Annotated in this window: 14 protein-coding genes and 2 tRNA genes; 8 read left to right on the top strand and 8 right to left on the bottom strand. The window is 36.4% G+C overall.

Annotated elements, in window-relative coordinates:
- Window positions 1–97: 97 nt before the first annotated feature.
- Both LNQ34_RS19415 and LNQ34_RS19410 read right to left on the bottom strand, forming a co-directional pair.
- On the bottom strand, window positions 98–637 hold the full coding sequence (locus LNQ34_RS19415) for a DUF1697 domain-containing protein (protein WP_202703380.1): 540 nt from the start codon (window positions 635–637) through the stop codon (window positions 98–100).
- A gap of 63 nt (window positions 638–700) precedes the next feature.
- Window positions 701–2,470, bottom strand: coding sequence for a hypothetical protein (locus tag LNQ34_RS19410; protein WP_230000934.1), 1,770 nt, complete (start codon window positions 2,468–2,470; stop codon window positions 701–703).
- A 255-nt stretch (window positions 2,471–2,725) separates the two neighbouring features.
- Between LNQ34_RS19410 and recG the strand changes: the two genes are divergently transcribed.
- Window positions 2,726–4,834 (top strand): ATP-dependent DNA helicase RecG, encoded by a 2,109-nt coding sequence (gene recG, locus LNQ34_RS19405; RefSeq protein ID WP_230000933.1) that lies wholly within the window; start codon window positions 2,726–2,728, stop codon window positions 4,832–4,834.
- An 899-nt stretch (window positions 4,835–5,733) separates the two neighbouring features.
- Here the strand turns inward: recG and LNQ34_RS19400 are convergent.
- The 3 genes from LNQ34_RS19400 to LNQ34_RS19390 all read right to left on the bottom strand — a co-directional run bounded on the left by LNQ34_RS19400 (window position 5,734) and on the right by LNQ34_RS19390 (window position 7,921).
- Window positions 5,734–6,336, bottom strand: a complete 603-nt coding sequence (locus LNQ34_RS19400) for a PAS domain-containing protein (RefSeq protein ID WP_230000932.1) — start codon at window positions 6,334–6,336, stop codon at window positions 5,734–5,736.
- A 102-nt stretch (window positions 6,337–6,438) separates the two neighbouring features.
- Window positions 6,439–7,293 (bottom strand): histidine kinase, encoded by an 855-nt coding sequence (locus tag LNQ34_RS19395; RefSeq protein WP_202703376.1) that lies wholly within the window; start codon window positions 7,291–7,293, stop codon window positions 6,439–6,441.
- A gap of 31 nt (window positions 7,294–7,324) precedes the next feature.
- On the bottom strand, window positions 7,325–7,921 hold the full coding sequence (locus tag LNQ34_RS19390; RefSeq protein ID WP_230000931.1) for a TlpA family protein disulfide reductase: 597 nt from the start codon (window positions 7,919–7,921) through the stop codon (window positions 7,325–7,327).
- A gap of 717 nt (window positions 7,922–8,638) precedes the next feature.
- Between LNQ34_RS19390 and LNQ34_RS19385 the strand changes: the two genes are divergently transcribed.
- The 5 genes from LNQ34_RS19385 (at window position 8,639) to pheT (ending at window position 17,951) form a co-directional block, all read left to right on the top strand.
- Window positions 8,639–9,700 (top strand): efflux RND transporter periplasmic adaptor subunit, encoded by a 1,062-nt coding sequence (locus LNQ34_RS19385; RefSeq protein ID WP_230000930.1) that lies wholly within the window; start codon window positions 8,639–8,641, stop codon window positions 9,698–9,700.
- Between the two features lie 144 nt (window positions 9,701–9,844).
- Complete coding sequence (locus LNQ34_RS19380; protein WP_230000929.1) at window positions 9,845–12,940, top strand: efflux RND transporter permease subunit; 3,096 nt, start codon at window positions 9,845–9,847, stop codon at window positions 12,938–12,940.
- Window positions 12,941–13,017: 77 nt separating this feature from the next.
- On the top strand, window positions 13,018–14,328 hold the full coding sequence (locus tag LNQ34_RS19375) for a TolC family protein (protein ID WP_230000928.1): 1,311 nt from the start codon (window positions 13,018–13,020) through the stop codon (window positions 14,326–14,328).
- 27 nt (window positions 14,329–14,355) lie between these two features.
- Window positions 14,356–15,219 (top strand): bestrophin family protein, encoded by an 864-nt coding sequence (locus LNQ34_RS19370; RefSeq protein ID WP_230000927.1) that lies wholly within the window; start codon window positions 14,356–14,358, stop codon window positions 15,217–15,219.
- A 311-nt stretch (window positions 15,220–15,530) separates the two neighbouring features.
- Complete coding sequence (gene pheT, locus LNQ34_RS19365; RefSeq protein WP_230000926.1) at window positions 15,531–17,951, top strand: phenylalanine--tRNA ligase subunit beta; 2,421 nt, start codon at window positions 15,531–15,533, stop codon at window positions 17,949–17,951.
- 232 nt (window positions 17,952–18,183) lie between these two features.
- Here the strand turns inward: pheT and LNQ34_RS19360 are convergent, their stop codons facing one another.
- Window positions 18,184–18,696: an adenine phosphoribosyltransferase gene (locus LNQ34_RS19360; RefSeq protein ID WP_202703370.1), complete on the bottom strand. Its 513-nt coding sequence runs from the start codon at window positions 18,694–18,696 to the stop codon at window positions 18,184–18,186.
- A 116-nt stretch (window positions 18,697–18,812) separates the two neighbouring features.
- Here LNQ34_RS19360 and LNQ34_RS19355 point away from each other — a divergent pair.
- A tRNA-Arg gene (locus LNQ34_RS19355) sits at window positions 18,813–18,886 on the top strand.
- Window positions 18,887–19,031: 145 nt separating this feature from the next.
- A tRNA-Arg gene (locus LNQ34_RS19350) sits at window positions 19,032–19,105 on the top strand.
- 126 nt (window positions 19,106–19,231) lie between these two features.
- On the opposite strand, the gene LNQ34_RS19345 is transcribed toward LNQ34_RS19350, so the two are convergent.
- Together LNQ34_RS19345 and LNQ34_RS19340 are read right to left on the bottom strand one after the other, a co-directional pair.
- On the bottom strand, window positions 19,232–19,771 hold the full coding sequence (locus LNQ34_RS19345; RefSeq protein ID WP_230000925.1) for a hypothetical protein: 540 nt from the start codon (window positions 19,769–19,771) through the stop codon (window positions 19,232–19,234).
- Between the two features lie 16 nt (window positions 19,772–19,787).
- Window positions 19,788–20,153 carry an energy transducer TonB gene (locus tag LNQ34_RS19340; RefSeq protein ID WP_202704406.1) on the bottom strand — a complete coding sequence of 122 codons (366 nt, stop codon included), beginning with the start codon at window positions 20,151–20,153 and terminating at the stop codon, window positions 19,788–19,790.
- Window positions 20,154–20,159 lie beyond the last annotated feature (6 nt).

The following is a 20,159-nucleotide window of genomic DNA, read 5'->3' as shown; positions in this document are numbered from 1 at the left end:
CTAAAAACTAGTTCCGGGACTCTGTCTTTCGCGTTTCTTCAATCAAGATCCAACAATCTAAAGATCCAACAATCTAATAATCTAAAGATCTAAAAACCTAAACATACATCTCCAGCAAATTGGTAACGGTATTCAGGTTACGCATTGTTCCTATTACATTTAGTTTTTTCTCAATGTATTTAAGTTCTAATCTTGTCTTTCCGGCACCTATATCATACTTAATATAGATTCTGTTTTCATCAATACTGGCTTCATCGGGCTTAAACTGACTGATTTTTAAATCGTGTATGCTTTCTTTTTTCAAAGCAATCGAAACAAAAACAATGTAGAGTTTCTTGATGTCAATATCTTTTTCTTTTAAAAATGGATTGTTAGAAAAGCACAATTCCAGGTCTTCTTTAGCAATTACAATCACAGGAACTTCATGTCCAAAAACTTTAAAAATCTCCTGTTTGATCATAAAACCTACTTTTGAAGCACTTTCTTCTTCTGTATCCACAAATACATTTCCGGACTGCAAGTAAGTGCGTACGTTTTGAAAGCCCATGTTTTCTAACATTGTCTTCAAAGCTTCCATTTTTATCATGTTGTGACCGGAAACGTTGATTCCGCGTAAAAGTGCTAAATGTGTAGTCATTTTTATAAATTTTATTCAAAGATAGAAATTTCGATTTTGTAGAGCTCTTGAACTCTCTGAGAATTACTCGTCGTTTTCGCCTATTTCAATATCAAAACTGATTAAGAAATCATTCAGTCGTTTTTTGTATTTCTTTTGAGCCTCGCTTACAATTTCTTCTGTTTCTTCATTGGTTTCTAACGCATCAAGACTGAACTCACTTTTAACCCATTGCTGAAACTCTTCCTTATATTCGTTCTCTTCATAATACTCTTCGTCTTTGTAAAAATAAGCCGAATCGAAATCAACTGAAATTTCGGTATCTAAAGTCAGAAGATGAATTAATTTACTGGTGTTTTCGGCTACTATATGAATACCTCCTTCATCGCCAAACACGACTATCGGGCAATCGTTTAAATCCTCATTTATCAGCCAGTAAGCATACGAACTTCCGGAACCGTTGGCTCCTGCAAACTCGATAAAACTATTGTAAAAGGCTTCTTTTTCCGACCATGTTTTTATACCGGTCTTGTCTTCTGTAATAGTCAAACCAAAACATTCCGAATAAGTTTCTGGGCCATATTCCTGCTCAAACTCGTACAACTTTACTAAATCTGCCGGTAAAGCATACTTGCCAAACTGCACAGCAAATTCTTCCAGTGAAAAGCTGTTGTCGTATTCTTCATCTTCCTCCATTTCTTCACTTTCCTCTTCCTCTTCAGTCTCTGAAGTCAGAGAATAAAAAGCTTCTATTACAGCACGTTTTATGCAATAAAACTCTATTCCGTTTGTCGTTTCATCATTCATCCATTGGTATTTCGGATTCCCCTCTTCATCCAGATATTCGAGAATGAGTGTAATTTCTTCCGTATCATGACACCATAAACCACGCATCCTAATATTAAATCCGTTTCCAATTTCTTCTGAAAGCTGACTGTATTTCTTTTCTTCATAATCAAAAGAAACAAACAAATGTGTGGTATTTCCAATATTGCTGTAAAGCCTTTCCTCAGTTTTGAATTTTTCCATCTCAACTACCGTTTCTACGGCTTCTCTAAACTGAGCGCGAAAATCAGTATACAAATATTGATCTGATTTGCTCTGATCAACAATTGAAAGTCCTTTTTTAAAGCAATCATCATAGTAATTATTACCCAGGATCTCCGTACCATCATCGGAATATTCAATAAAAGAATCATTTACGATATCACTCAATCGGTGTGTCGAAGGAAGGTAATTTTCAATGATTACGATTGATCCGTCTGTATCCGTCAGATTACTGCAAATCAAAACATCAGGTCTGCCCACATTAACAATTGCCTGAACATTGGTAAAACGTTCAAAATGCATCCACATATCATCACTGTAGATCAACCAGGCGGTAACATCACCCTTTACAAAAAGTTCTCCATGATTGTATTCTCCTAAAAGTGAATCGCATTTTAAGCCGCCACCTAAATAATGTACACTTCCAAACAAGGTAATGTTTGCAGTAATTGTTTCTCCTAAAACGATCAGAGCAGGTGAATTATCTGTGTCAAAAGAACTAATAAGTTTTTTAACCGTTAGATTGCCTTTGAAAATAAATCCGAGTATAAAAACATCCTGATTTTCATCTGTACTGTAATCCATTTCAAACGTATCCATTTCCACATCATCTTCCGCTAAGAGAAATATAGGATTGTCTTCGTAATCCGGAAAGCGCCAGGTATCTTCAAAAACATTGTATATTTTTTGATTGTTAAAATCAGTAAGATCGCCAATAATAGTATGTGCTTCAGGTCGGTTAATCACCTTGAAAGTCACACCAGCAAAATTCATGGTTTCAAAAGGAACTTTTTCTTCGTTAGTCATTATAAAGGGTTTTGGTCTAAAAACATCTGAACAAATCTACTCAATATCTTTATTTATTAAAATAGCCAATGAATTATTTCAGACTTTCAAATTTCCCAATTAAAATTTATCTTCGCAGTTATGAAAGCGATTCGAAAATAGAAAATAGAGCAAAGAGGCGAGATTATAGATTTTGCTCTAAAATCTTGTCTCTTTGTTCTGTACTCTTTATTCTTTGCTCTATACTCTAAAAATCTAAAATCTACAATTACCGAAATGTCCAACAATCTCCTTGAAACCCCCATTGAATACCTAAAAGGCGTTGGTCCCAGTCGCGGTCAGCTGCTTCGAAAGGAACTTGGGATTCATAAATACGGAGATTTGGTTAATTTTTTCCCGAACAGATATATAGACCGAACGCGTTATTATAAAATTAATGAACTTCAGAATACAGGATCTGAGGTGCAGATTATTGGAAAAATAATCAATATTAAAACCGTCGAATTTGCAAAGAATAAAAAACGACTTGTAGCTACTTTTGTTGATGACACGGGGCAAATAGATCTAAATTGGTTTCAAGGGCATAAATGGATTCGTGAAAGTCTGAAACTGAATGAGGTTTGTGTGATTTTTGGAAAATGTTCGCTATACGGAAGTCAATTTAGTATGGCACATCCGGAAATTGAATTGTGGAGCGAACATGAAAGAAGTCTTCGTTCGGCCATGCAGCCTGTATATCCTTCCACCGAAACACTGGCTAATAAAGGGATTTCGAACCGTACCATTAACAAACTAATGGAACAGCTGTTTCTGGAAACTCAGGCTCTATTTACCGAAACTTTTCCAGCTTATCTAATCGAGGAACTACGGCTTATTTCTAAAAGAGCCGCTTTATTCAACATTCATTTTCCGAAAAACACTGATGCTTTAGCGAAAGCGCAATACCGACTAAAATTCGAGGAATTGTTTTTTATACAACTTCAATTAATCACTAAAAACCTTATTCGAAAGCATAAAATAAAAGGACATCCTTTTACTACGGTAGGAACGTTTTTTAATGAATTTTATCAGAATCATTTACCTTTTAGCCTCACAAATGCTCAAAAGAGAGTAATCAAAGAGATTCGTTCTGATATGGGAAGCAATGCCCAGATGAACCGATTGCTGCAGGGAGATGTGGGGTCCGGAAAAACAATTGTGGCTTTTATGAGTATGCTTTTGGCGATAGACAATGGTTTTCAGGCGTGCTTAATGGCTCCTACAGAAATCCTTGCCAATCAGCATTTTATCGGTTTATCTGAATTAGCTAAAACGCTAAATATCAACATAAAACTTCTGACAGGTTCAAGTAAAACTGCGGCCCGAAAAATAATTCACGAAGAACTGGAAAACGGAAGTTTGCAAATTTTAATTGGTACACATGCGCTACTGGAAGACAAGGTGAAATTTCAGAATCTGGGACTCGCTGTAATTGACGAACAGCATCGTTTTGGCGTAGAACAGCGTTCGAAATTGTGGAAGAAAAACGAAATTCCTCCCCACGTTTTGGTTATGACCGCTACTCCTATTCCGAGAACTTTGGCTATGAGTTTATATGGGGACTTAGATATTTCTGTAATTGACGAATTACCTCCCGGACGAAAACCAATTCAAACGGTTCACCGATACGACAGTAATCGTTTGAAAGTCTGGAAATTCCTGCGTGATGAAATTGCATTAGGGAGACAGATTTATATTGTTTATCCGTTGATTCAGGAATCAGAAAAAATGGATTTTAAAGATCTAATGGACGGTTACGAGAGTATTTCCCGTGATTTTCCATTACCTCAATACGCTATTTCTATCCTGCATGGCAAAATGAAACCTGCTGATAAAGATGCTGAGATGAAACGTTTTTCTGAAGGTAAAACCAATATCATGGTAGCCACCACTGTAATTGAGGTTGGTGTTAACGTTCCTAATGCCAGTGTAATGATCATTGAAAGCGCAGAACGTTTTGGTCTGTCGCAATTGCATCAGCTGCGTGGACGTGTAGGACGTGGAGCCGAACAGAGTTATTGTATTCTGATGACGAGTTTCAAATTAAGTTCCGACAGTAAAACACGAATGGAAACCATGGTTCAGACCAATGATGGTTTTGAAATCGCCGAAGTAGATCTTAAACTACGCGGCCCGGGTGATTTGATGGGAACACAACAAAGCGGCGTTCTAAATCTTCAAATTGCCGATATTGTCCGCGACAGGGATATTCTAGGTATGGCGCGTAATTATGCCATGAAAATCCTAAAAGAAGACGCACCGTTACAAAAACCAGAACACGCCATATTAAAGGCTGTTTTTATCGAACTGACCAAGAAGAAAAACATTTGGAATTATATTAGTTAAGGTTCTAAGGTTCTAAGGTGCTGAGATGTTAAGATACTGATATTGTGTTTTACTACGGATATTCTAAACAAGAACGCTATGGTCATCCTGAGCGAAGTCGAAGACTTTTGAGAACTAAAATAAACACAGCTATACTACGGTCACCCTGAGCGGAGTCGAAGGCTTATGAAAACTAAACGAAATACAGCTATACTTTGGTCACCCTGAGCGGAGTCGAAGACTTTTGAGAACTAAAATAAACACAGCTATACTACGGTCAACCTGAGCGGAGTCAAAGACTTTTGAAAACTAAACCAAATACAGCTATACTACGGTCACCCTGAGCGGAGTCGAAGACTTTTGAGAACTAAAAATAAACACAGCTATACTACGGTCAACCTGAGCGGAGTCAAAGACTTTTGAAAACTAAACCAAATACAGCTATACTACGGTCGCCCTGAGCGGAGTCGAAGGCTTATGAAAACTAAATCAAATACAGCTATTGCGGTCGCCCTGAGCGGAGTCGTAGGCTTATGAAAACTAAACCAAATACCGCTATACTCTGTTCACCCTGAGCGGAGTCGAAGGCTTATGAAAACTAAACCAAATACCGCTATACTTTGTTCACCCTGAGCGGAGTCGAAGGCTTTTGAAAACTAAACTAAATACAGCTATACTTTGGTCACCCTGAGCGAAGTCGAAGGCTTATGAAAACTAAACCATATACAGCAATAATTTGGTCACCCTGAGCGGAGTCGAAGGCTTATGGCAATTTATAAAAAAAAAATATACTTCATTGTGGTAAAGGCCAAGCTTTTAACAACTGATGTTTTTTGGTGATTTGAATTCGTTGGGGGACAAATTCTTCTAAGTTGAATGCTTATCTTTTACAATGAAGTATATGTAACTTCGTGAAGTTGTTATTTTTTAGGAGCTGCTTTTTTTTCAAACAGACCACTAAAAAGTCCTTTGCTTATTTTGTTCTTATCGTCTTTTCCTGTCGCAATCAAATGATCGATGTACTCCATATACGTTTTTTTGCGTTCTTCTAAAAAGCCAATCAAATAATCTTCGGCAGCACCCATTCCGCTTACCTCCTCAATATGCAGCAGTTTTTTATACAGAGGATCAATAAACTTGGTAATGATTTCTTCCGGCACAGCTTTTCTTGTTCCGAAGTAACCAACAATTTCACCATCACCATCTGCAATGATTTTAAAATCGGTTACCACCCAATAAAATCGTCCCGTTTTAGACATGTTTTTGATAATGACATGGATATTCTGACTTGATTTAATACTATCCCATAGAAATTTAAAAATTACTTTCGGCATATCCGGATGACGGACAATATTATGAGCGTGACCGATTAATTCGTGCTCATCATATCCCGAAACATCAATAAATGCCTCATTTGCATATAAAATGGTTCCTTTTGTATCTGTTTTACTTAATAATACTTTTGTTTTGTTCCAGTCGACTTCTCTGTCGGATGGAGTCGGGCGAGTAATTCTGTTGTCCATAAATCCTGTATTTAAAATTAATAAGCAATACCATTTTTTATCTTAGGCCTGTATTTTAAAATGTATAAATCACTGATTTAAAACACACTGCAAGTTGTTGTTTTAATTCCTGCTATCAGTAGATTTCACATGAATATCGTTTACCAGGTCGTCAATTCTCTTGGCGCTTTCACGCATCATCTCCAGATAATTCAATAATTTATCATTGTCTGTGTGTCCTTTGGAAACGTCAATAAGTTTAAGCACAGAGCTTACTGGTAATTTCAAATCCAGTGTAGTTCTGTGAATGAAATCATTATAATCTTTAGTAGCGGTTAGTGAACTGTACTTTGCAGAAGCCAGCTTCATGTTTTCTAATTCGTATTCGTCTGAAATTTTAGAAATATGGTTTTGACTGTGTTCTTTAAAATAATACGCCCAATACCCATTCATAAAAAATACCACTGCCGCCAAGACGACGTGAATTACAAAGGTTTCCACATCAAAATTAACCTGTGAAAAATACAATTGTAATCCTTTTGGGTCGTTGAAAACCTGATTTTGCAAATACGCCAAAGCCCCATGATGCAAGACTACCAAAAGTGTCAAAGGAATCTGGAGCTTCCAGTTTTGATAGATAATTAAAATTGTACTGGCAATAAAAACGGTAAAATGCATCTCAAACAAACCATGCATTTGATAGATGTACTGTGCCATAAATATGGCCAAAACAATAGCCAGCACATACTGGTAAAAGTTAGATTTTTTAAAGAAAAACTTTGCTGAATAGTACAACAGCAAATTTAAAACACCTACTCCTACTCCGATTTCAAACGTATCATATTTAAAAGCTAAAGCAATTCCAAACAGAAAATAAATCGCTAAAACATAATTGACAATGGTGTCCGATCGTTGGGTCATCGTAGACATGAAATTGTGCAAATAATCTTGTTCATTCAAACTGGCTCTTGTTTTCATAAATTAAAATGATTTTGGTTAAGAATTTGGTTTATTTATTGCATTTTGGTAACGAGCATCCATAAGCTCTTAGCGCTAAAACATCAAACGAAGGAGAATGATGCTGTTTCAATAAGGAATCAATTGCTATTTGCGCATAATTACTGTCTGTATTGGTACAATACCTGGTTTTATTGTAGTTTCCACGATAATACAAATTCTGAGAAGCATCCAGAAGAACAGCCTGCGGGGTTGAGAATACACCACAACTTTTCGCTATAGCCTGATCGAAATAAACCGGAATTTCAGCATCAAATTTTTTCTGAATTTCGGCTATAGTGAAAGACCTCTCTTTGTTGAGCACCACAATTTTAAAATTAATCCGGTCACCATACTTTTTAATGAGTTCCGAAACATGAGGAATGTTAAACCGAGAACAAGGACAGTCGGGATTGAAGAAATGGATAAAAATGGGTTTTCGATCTGCCAAACAACATTTTAAATCAATCTTGCTTCCTAGAGCTATCGCTTTGAAATTTTGAGGAACCGGCGTAGGTAAACTGTATTTAAATTCATTCTGCCAGAAGAGAAATGAGATAGCAACAACCAACAATGCCATCCATAAACCAACAAGTAATTTTTTTAGCATAAACAAGTAAATTTGGTGTTGAAACTTAAAAAATGTCTAAACAGTTGTTAACTACACTGTTTATTTATTTAACTATTTTAACTTTAAATCAAATAAAAAACCTACACATTTTAACGCTTAACTCTCAAAAACATTATTAGTCCTTAAAAAACAGATCATTTTGTTTAAGCCTATCAATGTTACGAATAAAATCGATAAAGTGCAAATAAAATCGGACAAAATGCTTCGAAAATCATCTTTGTCGGATTTTTTTGATTTGCAGAACCCGTAATTCTACCCTTTTTGTGGGTAAAACCATAGAAAAGAAGTTTTAAAAGGATGTAAACTTTAACTTATTTAACCCGTTGGATATAATCATTCTTTAACAGGTACATACATAGAATTAATATTTTTAAATCAGGCGTTTCACTTATTTTGAACACAGCTGCAACTATGGTTTCTTTTTATATACTTTTATATAGACATATCCCGATGCATCGGGACTATGTATTAAGTAATTTTTATATTATTTAAAACCAACGAGTTGATTATTTATTTTGTTTTTTTTAGTTCCTGTATTAAACCTTGGTGCAGAAAAAGAGTCTAAGTTTAGTTTTATGTAATGTTTGTACGTACAAATGTTAAATAAAAGCTAAGCTCTCCAGATTTCACAACAAAAAGTTAAATTTGTGTGCTTACTCAAAACATACACCAAAAAAATACCTTTACCTCAAGTTTATGAAAGTAAAAAACTTAGTTTACGCCCTACTGATCATCGTATTAGGAGGTTTTATTGCCTACAGAGTCGTGTCGAATAAAAAGAAAAACGACGAATCGAAAAAGTTTGGAGACAAAGATACTCCTACTACTGTAACCGGAATAGTTGTTAAAACTGCAACCTTCGACAACAACCTGTCACTATCAGGTTCTATTGAAGCCAATGAACAAATTGAAATTCGAAGTGAAGTTTCCGGAATTGTGGAAGGGATTTACTTCAATGAAGGCAGTTTTGTAAACAAAGGACAGGTACTTTTTAAAGTAAATGACATCGAATTAAAAGCACAACTTAGACAAGCCGTAACCCGTGAAGGTCTGGCTGCTGAAAATGAGAGAAGAGCAAAATTATTGCTTCAGAAGGAAGCTATCAGTCAGGAAGAATTTGACATTGCGAAAGCCGATCATGCTTCTGCACAGGCACAAAGTCAGTTAATCAGAGCTCAAATTGCCAAAACTTCCGTTAAAGCTCCGTTTTCAGGAAAAGTTGGTTTGCGTTCAATTTCTCCGGGCACCTACATCACTCCTACCGTTCTGGTTGCCAAACTGGTAAATACCGGTAAACTAAAAATTACATTTTCGATACCTGAAAAATATGCTTCACAAGTAAAATCCGGATCAACTATCGATTTTTCCGTTTCAGGTTCCGATAAAGTCTATACAGCAAAAATATACGCCATCGAGCCGGAAGTCGAAGTTGCTACACGTACACTGCAAATTCGTGCTATTGCTGATAACGCTGACGGAAAGCTTTTCCCAGGAACTTTTGCCGATGTAAAACTGCCTCTAAACATTGTAAAAGATGCCATTGTGGTGCCTTCAGAAGCTATAATTCCGGTACAAAGCGGTAAGAAAGTATACATTGCCAATATGGGTAAGGCCAAAGAAGTGATGGTTGACGCTACGACAAGAACAGACTCTTCTATTTTAATTCTGTCAGGACTAAAAGCCGGAGATACTCTAATTACCAGTGGCGTAATGTCACTTAAAAATGAGGCGCCAATAAAAGTGAATGTAAAAAAATAGAAAATGTAAAATGTGAGTTGTAAAATGTATGACGTCTAACGGGATACTTAATACGCTCCAATCTATTTTCTATATTCCATACTCTTTTGTCCGTTATTCAAAAAAAAAATCTAAAATCTAAACTCTAAAATCATAAATAACAGTATGAGTTTATCAACAACCAGTATAAAAAGACCTGTTTTAACCATCGTACTGAATCTTTTAATTATTCTGTTCGGTTTCATTGGTTATACCTTTTTAGGTGTTAGGGAATTTCCTTCGATCGACCCTGCGCAGGTTTCTATCCGAACCAACTATACCGGAGCCAATTCCGACATTATAGAATCTCAGATCACAGAGCCTCTTGAAAAAGCGGTTAACGCAATTGATGGGATTCGAAACATAACTTCTTCCAGTAATCAGGGAAGCAGCAACATCACCATTGAATTTAATCTGGATAAAAATCTGGAAGAAGCAGCAAACGACGTTCGTGATAAAGTTTCTCAAGCCATCAGAAGTTTGCCGCAGGATATTGACGCCCCACCGGTAGTCTCCAAAGCAGATGCCGACAGTGACGCTATTATTTCGATGACCGTGCAAAGTGACACCAGAAGTTCTCTGGAACTGAGTGATTATGCCGAAAATGTGATTTCACAACGTTTGGAAACTATTCCCGGAGTCAGTGGTGTTCAAATCTGGGGGCAAAAACGCTACGCTATGCGTTTGTGGATTGACCCTGTAAAACTTACCGCTTATAAATGTACCGTATCCGATGTTCGCAATGCTTTAAACTCCCAAAACGTTGAATTGCCTTCGGGAAAACTAACAGGAAACAATACCGAATTAACCGTAAAAACGGTTGGTAATCTTTCAAAACCGGAAGAATTCAACAACATTATCATTCGTACTAACGGAGATAAGATTGTTCGTTTAAGCGATATTGGAGGAGCCGAATTAGGTCCTGAAAACATCGAAACAAAATTGAGTCAATCCGGTTTACCTATGATTGGTCTTGCTATAGTACCAATGCCAGGAGCCAACTATCTGGACATTTCATCTGAATTTTACAAAAAGTACGAAGCCTTAAAAAAGGATCTTCCAAAAGATATCAAACTGAATATTGCACTGGACAATACGATCTTTGTGAAAAAATCAGTACTTGAAGTTGCCGAAACTTTAGGGATATCCATTATTCTGGTAATCATTATTATTTACTTGTTTTTCAGAGACTGGGCTATTGCATTCAGACCATTAATTGATATTCCTGTTTCCTTGATCGCGACATTTTTTATCATGTGGCTTTTCGGATTTTCGATCAACGTATTGACTCTGCTTGCGATTGTTTTAGCCACCGGTCTGGTGGTTGACGACGGTATTGTTGTGACCGAGAATATCTTCAAGAAAGTTGAAGAAGGCATGTCGCCAATTGAAGCCGCGATTAAAGGATCTAATGAAATATTCTATGCCGTAATCTCGATTTCGGTAACCCTTGCAGCTGTATTTTTACCGGTCATATTTTTAGAAGGATTTGTTGGCCGACTCTTTAGGGAATTTGGGGTCGTCATTGGAGCTGCCGTTTTAATCTCGGCTTTTGTATCGCTGACTTTAACACCAATGCTTAATGCCTATTTGATGAAAGGCGGAGAACAGAAAAAATCTAAATTCTACGTCAAAACCGAGCCTTTCTTTGAGAAACTAAACAGCGGTTATGCTGACTCTTTGAATCGTTTTATCGCAAAAAAATGGCTTAGTTTCCCTATTCTGATTGCTTGTTTTGGATTGATCTATTTGTTTTTTACCATACTGCCAAAAGAAACTGCGCCTTATGACGATCGTAGTTCTGTGACCATGCGTATGACTACGCCTGAGGGATCCTCTTACGAATACACCGATCGTTTTATGCAGGAAATCTCCAAATTGGTAGACGATTCTATTCCGGAGAAAAAAGTGAGTCTGGTTATCACTGCACCGGGTTTTGGAGCTTCGGCTACTAACTCCGGTTTTATCCGACTTTCATTAGTTGAACCGGATCAGAGAAAAAGATCTCAGAAGGATATTGCGGATCAATTGACCAAAATGACCAAACGATATCCGGATGCTAAAACATCCGTTATTCAACAGCCAACCATTGCCGTAAACCGTCGTGGAGGATTACCGATTCAGTATATCATTCAGGCTCCGAATTTTGAGAAACTGAGAGAAAAAATCCCGGTTTTTATGGAAGAAGTGGGTAAAAGTGACGTTTTCTCGGTTACCGATGTGAATTTAAAATTCAACAAACCCGAAATCAACGTAAGTATTGATCGTGAAAAAGCAGAGAGTTTAGGAATTTCGATTCTTGACATTGCACAAACGTTACAGCTTTCTTTAAGTGGACAGCGTTTTGGATATTTCATTAAAAACGGAAAACAATACCAGGTAATTGGTCAGTTTGATCAAAAAGACCGTTCGAAACCGCTGGATCTGACTTCTATGTTTGTAAAAAATAAAAGCGGAGAATTGATCCAGATGGACAACGTGGTTAAAATTGAAGAACAAAGTAATCCTCCTCAATTGTACCACAACAACCGTTATATGTCGGCAACTGTTTCTGCAGGTTTAGCACCGGGAAAAAGTATCAGCGACGGTATTCAGGAAATGGACAGAATCAAAGCAAAAGTACTTAACGATACTTTCACCACTGATTTAAGTGGAGAGTCGAGAGACTTTGTTGAGAGTAGTTCAAACACTTCTTTCGCCTTCGGATTAGCCTTATTGCTGATCTTTTTAATTCTTGCTGCACAGTTTGAGAGTTTTATCGATCCGCTTATCATCATCTTAACCGTACCAATGGCAGTTGCCGGAGCGTTATTCTCATTATGGCTCTTCAATCAAACCTGGAATATCTTTAGCCAGATTGGAACGGTAATGCTTATCGGATTGGTGACGAAGAATGGTATTTTGATTGTAGAATTTGCTAATCAGCTTCGCGAACAAGGAAAACCAAAACTGGAAGCTATTTTAGAAGCCTCAGAAGCACGTTTGCGTCCAATTTTAATGACAAGTTTGGCGATTGCTTTAGGAGCTTTGCCAATTGCAATGTCACTTGGTGCTGCCTCTACGAGTAGAATTGGTATGGGAGTTGTAATTGTTGGAGGTACCATCTTTTCGTTGGCTCTAACCCTATTTGTGATTCCTGCTATTTATTTAATGTGGTCCAAAGCGAGAAAACATTATCCTGAATTTGATCATATTGATGAATATGAAAGAAACACGAAATAATTGATATAAAATCTGAAACCATATAGAAGCTGCGAATCTCTTCTGAAAAAGTCGAATCGCAGCTAATCCTTCATCACATGAAAGCTAAAATAATAGTAACAAGTCTCGTTTTATTGTTGTTCTGTACAACAAAAAGCAGTGCGCAGGAAGTCTTAACCATTGAAGACGCCATGAAGATCGCCTTAGAGAATAATTTCGAAATTAAGATTGCCAAAAACAGCCTTAAAATAAACGAAACCAATGTAACAGTTGGAAATGCGGGAATGCTGCCAAGGGCCACGGCTTCGGTAACCGATAATAACAGTGTTACCAATTCCTCGCAAACACGTCAGGACGGAACTACAACCTCTTTACGAAATGCCAAAAATAACAGTTTAGCCTACGGTGTTAGTTTGGGATGGACCGTTTTTGACGGAATGAAAATGTTTGCCAAACTGGATCAGCTTAAAGAATTGCAAAAACTGGGTGATTCTGAAATGAAAAGAGTGATATTGGTCAAAATCGGACAGGTCAACAGCGCTTACTTTGATTTGGTACAACAACAGCAGCAACTGTCTGCATTAGACACCACAATTGTAATTTCGAAACAAAGATTAACGCTGGCTCAAAACCGTTTCAGCATTGGAAAAGCATCAAAACTGGAAGTTTTAAATGCGCAGGTTGATTTAAATTCCGATCAGGTTGCTTTATTGAGACAAAAAGAATCCTATGCCAATGCTAAAATCTTACTCAACCAATACTTGGCACGTGACCCTAAAATAAATTTTACCGTAACCAATGTAGTTGCTGTAGATAATAAACTCGTTTTAGTTGATTTAATAGAATTGGCTCACAAGCAAAATCCGGCTTTAGAATCTCAGATTATCAACAAACGTATTGCGGAACTTCAGCTTAAACAAGTAAAAGCAGACCGTTATCCGGTGGTAAATCTGACTTCAGGATACAACTTTAACGAAAGTCAGTCCAGTCTTGGATTTACAAGTCAGAACTCTTCTAAAGGTTTTAACTATGGTTTTAATGCCACTTTAAACCTTTTTGACGGGTTCAATCAACACCGAAATGAAAAGGTAGTAAAACTACAGATCGAAAACTCACAAATTGCGATTGAACAGCAAAACATGATCCTCGATACTCAGTTAAGTACCGCTTTTCAAACGTATTTAACCAATTTAGAATTGATTGGATTGGAAGAAGACAACGTAACGATTGCCAAACAAAATTTAGATATTACTTTAGATAAATTCAGAATTGGAACTATTACAACGCTTGATTTCAGAACGGCTCAATTAAATTATGTAAATGCTAAAGTACGCTACAGCAATGCACAATTTCAGGCAAAATTATCTGAGATTGCGTTGAAAGAATTGGCCGGGAATATCAATTTTTAAAGTAAATTTGTTTCAAAACAAGTCCAAATGATCTCATACAACACCAAAGATTGGTTCACTTTTATTTTTCATTTTCATAAATCGGATACCGTTAGAAAACTACTTCCGGTTATGATTGCGATCGGAATTTATTCTTCGATTGTAGGGTATTTGGAAGTCTCGTATTTTAAAATTGGCAAAAACGACTATATCCACAACATCCCGATCATGCACGGGATGTTGGGTTTTGTAATCTCATTGTTATTGGTTTTTAGAACCAATACGGCCTACGATCGTTGGTGGGAAGGTCGAAAACTTTGGGGAGGTCTTGTTAACAATAGCCGAAATCTGGCCATTAAACTTTCAGTCATGCTGAAAGAAGAAAATGATAAAAAATTCTTTAGAAAGTTTATTCCTGCCTATGCTTCCGTATTGCATAAACACTTGCATGATTCCGATACCGGAAAGCAGCTTTTTGAAGATGTAGATTTAGAAATTGATCACCACAAACACAAACCAAATCAGGTTAAAAGAATAATTTTTCAAAAAATAAACGATCTGTATGAAGATAAAAAAATCAGCGGAGAACAGCTTATTATTTTAAACGAAGAGTTGCAATCATTTACAGACATTTGCGGTGCCTGCGAGCGAATCAAAAACACCCCTATTCCCTACTCTTACAGCGCTTTTATCAAGAAGTTTATCTTCTTCTACACCATGACACTTCCTTTTGGCTATTCGGTAAGTTTAGGCTATTATGTAGCTCCGGTTGTGGTTTTCATCTTTTATGTACTGGCAAGTTTAGAACTTATTGCCGAAGAAATCGAAGACCCGTTTGGCGACGATGAAAACGATCTGCCAACAAAAAAGATCTCCGAAAACATTAAAAAACACATTGAAGAGTTAATTTAATCAAACGATATAAATATCTGATATTTAACGCAGTAAGTCTTTTTAAAAGAAATTAATACATAAAAAAATAGTTTCTATTTACTGAAAGAACATATAAAAGAAATACAATTCTCTCCCATATGCTATGCGATTTGCTCCAAGTGAAACGCCTTATTTAAAGATGTAAAATTATGTTTCTCGGTGTTAAAAAGAGACTTAGATATTCTAAAATTTCTCTCTGAAAGAATAGTCCGAAAAAAGCAAATAAATTGTTTCTTACTACAATGTGCAATTCTTATATTTGTAACCTCATACAAGAATAAAAAAGCAAAATGAAAATATCTTACAATTGGTTAAAACAATTTATTAAAACGGACTGGCCGTCTGATCAAACTTCAGAGCTACTAACGGATTTAGGGCTTGAAGTAGAAGTTGTCGAAAAATACCAGTCGATCAAAGGCGGTTTACAAGGTGTTGTTGTGGGGCATGTATTGACCTGCGAAAAACATCCTGATGCCGACAGATTAAAAGTTACCACTGTAAATATTGGTTTAGAAGCTCCTATTCAAATTGTTTGCGGAGCTGCTAATGTGGCTGCGGGACAAAAAGTACCTGTTGCTACAATTGGAACCGTTCTATACGATAAAGAAGGTGCTGAATTCACCATTAAAAAAGGAAAGATTCGTGGAGTAGAAAGTCACGGAATGATTTGTGCCGAAGATGAATTAGGTCTGGGAACAAGTCATGACGGAATTGTGGTTTTAGCTGAAGGATTAGTTCCGGGAACTCCTGCTGCGGAAGTTTTTAAAGTTGTCAACGATGAAGTTTTCGAAATTGGATTGACTCCAAATCGTGCAGATGCTATGAGTCACCTGGGTACTGCCCGTGATTTAAGAGCCGGAATGCTGCAGCGTGGTGTAAATATCGAATTAATTACACCATCAGTGAGCAATTTCAGAGTAGACATGCGTACTTTAAAAATTGACGTTACGGTTGAAGAGCCTCTTTTGGCACCGAGATATTGCGGAGTAACTATCTCCGGAATTACGGTTAAAGAATCTCCAGCCTGGTTACAAGATCGTCTTAAAGCAATCGGACTGACTCCTAAAAATAATATTGTCGATGTTACTAATTATGTTTTACACGAATTAGGACAGCCATTACACGCTTTTGATGCGGCGAAAATCAATGGAAAAGTAATTGTAAAAACACTTCCTGAGGGCACTAAATTTGTGACTTTAGACGATGTAGAAAGAACCTTGCACAAAGAAGATTTAATGATTTGTGACGAAAAAGGGCCACTTTGTATTGCGGGTGTTTTTGGAGGTAAAAAATCCGGAGTTTCAGAAGGAACTACCGCTATATTCTTAGAAAGTGCTTATTTCGATGCTGTTAGCGTGCGTAAAACCGCTAAAAGACACGGACTAAATACGGATGCTTCTTTTAGATTTGAAAGAGGAATTGACCCAACCATTACAGAATATGCCTTAAAACGTGCAGCACTTTTAATTCAGGAAGTAGCCGGAGGAAAAATCACTTCTGATGTCATAGAAGTTTACCCTAAAAAAGTAGAAGATTTTTCAGTTTTATTGAATTTCAGCCACGTTTCGAAAATTATTGGGCAAGAAATTCCAAAAGATACCATCAAAAAAATTCTGGTTTCTTTAGATATAAAAGTAAACAGCGTTTCAGATTCAGGTTTAGGTTTAACGATCCCTGCTTACCGTGTAGATGTACAGCGTGAAATTGATGTGATCGAAGAAATTCTGAGAGTTTACGGATACAATAACATTAATTTTTCTAAAAAATTCAATGCGACAGTTGCTAATTCTCCAAGAACAGAAGATTATAAGGTTCAAAATGTAATTGCTTCTCAGCTGAACTCTCAAGGGTTTCACGAAATGATGGCCAATTCATTAACCACAGCTACATACGCAAAATTATCTTCTGCTTTAAAAGAGGAGCACAATGTTACGATTCTGAACCCTTTAAGCAGTGATTTATCGACGATGCGTCAGTCTTTGCTGTTTTCAGGTTTAGAAGCTATTTCGTATAACATCAACAGAAAGAACTCGGATTTAAAACTATTTGAATTTGGTAAAACGTATCATAAATATCTTAACGGATATGAGGAGCACAAACATCTTACTTTGTTAATTTCAGGAAACAGAAACAAAGAAAGCTGGACCAATCCCCAAAAAGCAACGGATTTCTTCTTACTAAAAGGATATGTAAGAGGCGTATTATCACGTTTAGGAATTGATAAAATTACCAATGCTCCGGTACAATCGGATGTTTTCGCAGAAGGAACAGCAATTTGCTACAACAGCGAGACTTTAGTAGAGATAGGTATTGTTAAAAAGCCAATATTGAAACATTTCGGAATCAAACAAGATGTTTACTTTGCTGATTTCAACTGGGATTTGATTCTAAAAATCATTACCGGAAAGATTAAGTATACTGAAATTCCAAAATATCCTGAAGTTCGAAGAGATTTGGCTTTACTGATTGATAAAAGTACCACTTACGAAAGTATTTTCAACCTTGCGAGACAAGCAGAGAAGTCTCTTTTAAAAGATATTAACCTGTTTGATGTTTATGAAGGAAATAAACTTCCGGAAGGCAAAAAATCGTACGCTTTGAGTTTTACCATTCAGGACAACACTAAAACGCTTACGGACGTTCAAATTGACAAAATCATGTCGAAATTACAGCAGACTTTCGAAACTGAACTTGGAGCAACCTTGAGATAAAGAATAATTCCTATATACTATAAATCCCAATTCTGAATATAATTTAGAATTGGGATTTTTTTTATCTGTTTTTAAATTTTACTCTTTAGACAATTTCACTAGTTTGAGAGAGGATATAAGATTTTTGATTAACGATTTTTGATTTCAGATACCAAGGACGATACAAAACCAACAGCCGTACCGCCAAGTAAGTATGATATCAAAAATCGTTAATCTTCATTCTAAAATCTACTTAATAGGTGATCGCAGCAAATACAGGATAGTTGCTAATTTTCTCTCTTCCGTTCAAAAAACTTAGCTCCATTAGGAAATTGCATTGTACGATCTCTCCTCCTAGTTGTTCTACCAATTCACAAACGGCTTTTGCAGTTCCTCCTGTGGCCAAAACATCATCGTGAATCAAAACCCTGTCTCCTTTCTTTATGGCGTCTGTGTGCATCTCTAAACTGTCTGTGCCGTATTCGAGTTCATACGAAGCCGAAATCGTGTCGTAAGGCAGCTTATTTGGCTTCCTTACCGGAACAAAGCCTGCATTCAATTCCTGAGCTAGTAATATCCCAAAGAAAAAGCCCCGGCTTTCGGCTCCCACCACTTTATCGATTTTGAGCCCTTTTAGAGATTCAGCCAAAATAAAAACGGTTTCTTTTCTCGCAATAGGGTCATTGAGCAGTGGTGTGATGTCTTTGAACAAAATTTCTTTTTTCGGAAATCCTTGAATATCACGTATATATTTTTCAATCTGCATTTTTTTTCATTTTTATGTTATTTCATACTTGCATATCTCACATTTATGCCTATCTTTGCACCCGCAATAAGCAATCAACAAAGCTACTGAAAAATAGCCGAATTGAAAAACAAAAAGGCCTCGTGGCGCAACTGAATAGCGCATCTGATTACGGCTCAGAAGGTTACTGGTTTGAATCCAGTCGAGGTCACTAATATAGGCAAAGGATAAAATATCTTTTGTCTTTTTTTTTCTCTTTAATTCCTTATTGAAGAAATAGACATATGCTTAGCTTTGCACCGGCAATAAGCAATCAACAAAGCTGCTAAAAAGTAGTTCAATTGAAAAAACAAAAAGGCCTCGTGGCGCAACTGAATAGCGCATCTGATTACGGCTCAGAAGGTTACTGGTTTGAATCCAGTCGAGGTCACAAAAATCCCATTTCTTACGAAGTGGGATTTTTTTATGCTTTTGAGAATTTTAAAAAGAAGGTGTTTTCTATTTTTAGAAACTGACATTTGTATAGTGTGTGCTGTGAACGCTTCGAACAGCGGATTTATTTAATTTTTTGGTCTAATTTTCTGGAACTAATTTTATAAACCTCAATACGGTCCAGTTTGATTTCTTTAGTATTATAACCCGTAGTATATAGATTATTTCCTTTCTTTTTTAATTGTGATAAATCAATAAAGAAGAATCGCTCCATAAATCTTAATCCCTTTAAATACAAGGGTTCTCCAAAATCTAAATCAAAATTAATCTTTATGAAGATGCTCATTTTAATATCATCCTTTCTAAAAATATTCAAAATAGTTATGTCATTTTCTCTAGGAAAAGGGTTCCCCATATAAAAATAAGCAAACTCATTATCAATCCTAATTCGATCATTGTAATTGTCCCAATTGCTTTCTGTCAAATAGGCGTTTTTTGATTTTTTATAATACTCTAACGAAGGGGAATCTATTCTGAATTCACTTAGTAAGTGATTTGAATCAGTATTTAATAAACTGTATTTTAATTTAAAAATGGCGGGAGGTTCCTGACTATAGCAAAGAAATGTTCCAAAAGACAAAATGATATAAATATAGTTTTTCATTATATATAATAATTGATTATTGAACATAGTATGGAATACTGTACAAACACCTCACTGGTTCTCCGTCTATAGTCGCCGGAATCCAGTTTGGACATAATCTTAAAACTCTTTCTAATTCTTTTCCCGAACCATAACCAAAATCACGAAGAATTTCTATATCAGACACGGTTCCGTCCTTTTCTATGATAATAGTAGCGAAAACTGCGCCAGAAGGTTGCTCATCTTCAGCCACTTCTTTCGGTACGACATAATTTTTTGTTAGGAAAACATGAAATTTCTCTATGCCGCCAGGGTATTTTGGCAAAGACTTGACTAATGTAAGGTTATAAACTTTGTTGTCATTTCCATGAAGTTTATTTTTAGGTTTACTTTCTGCTTTCATAACAGA

Origin of the sequence: Flavobacterium lipolyticum, assembly GCF_020905335.1 — a bacterium.
Lineage (GTDB): Bacteria > Bacteroidota > Bacteroidia > Flavobacteriales > Flavobacteriaceae > Flavobacterium > Flavobacterium lipolyticum.
The sequence above is the reverse complement of the archived record's forward strand: the minus strand, read 5'-3'. Positions and strand labels throughout refer to the sequence as shown.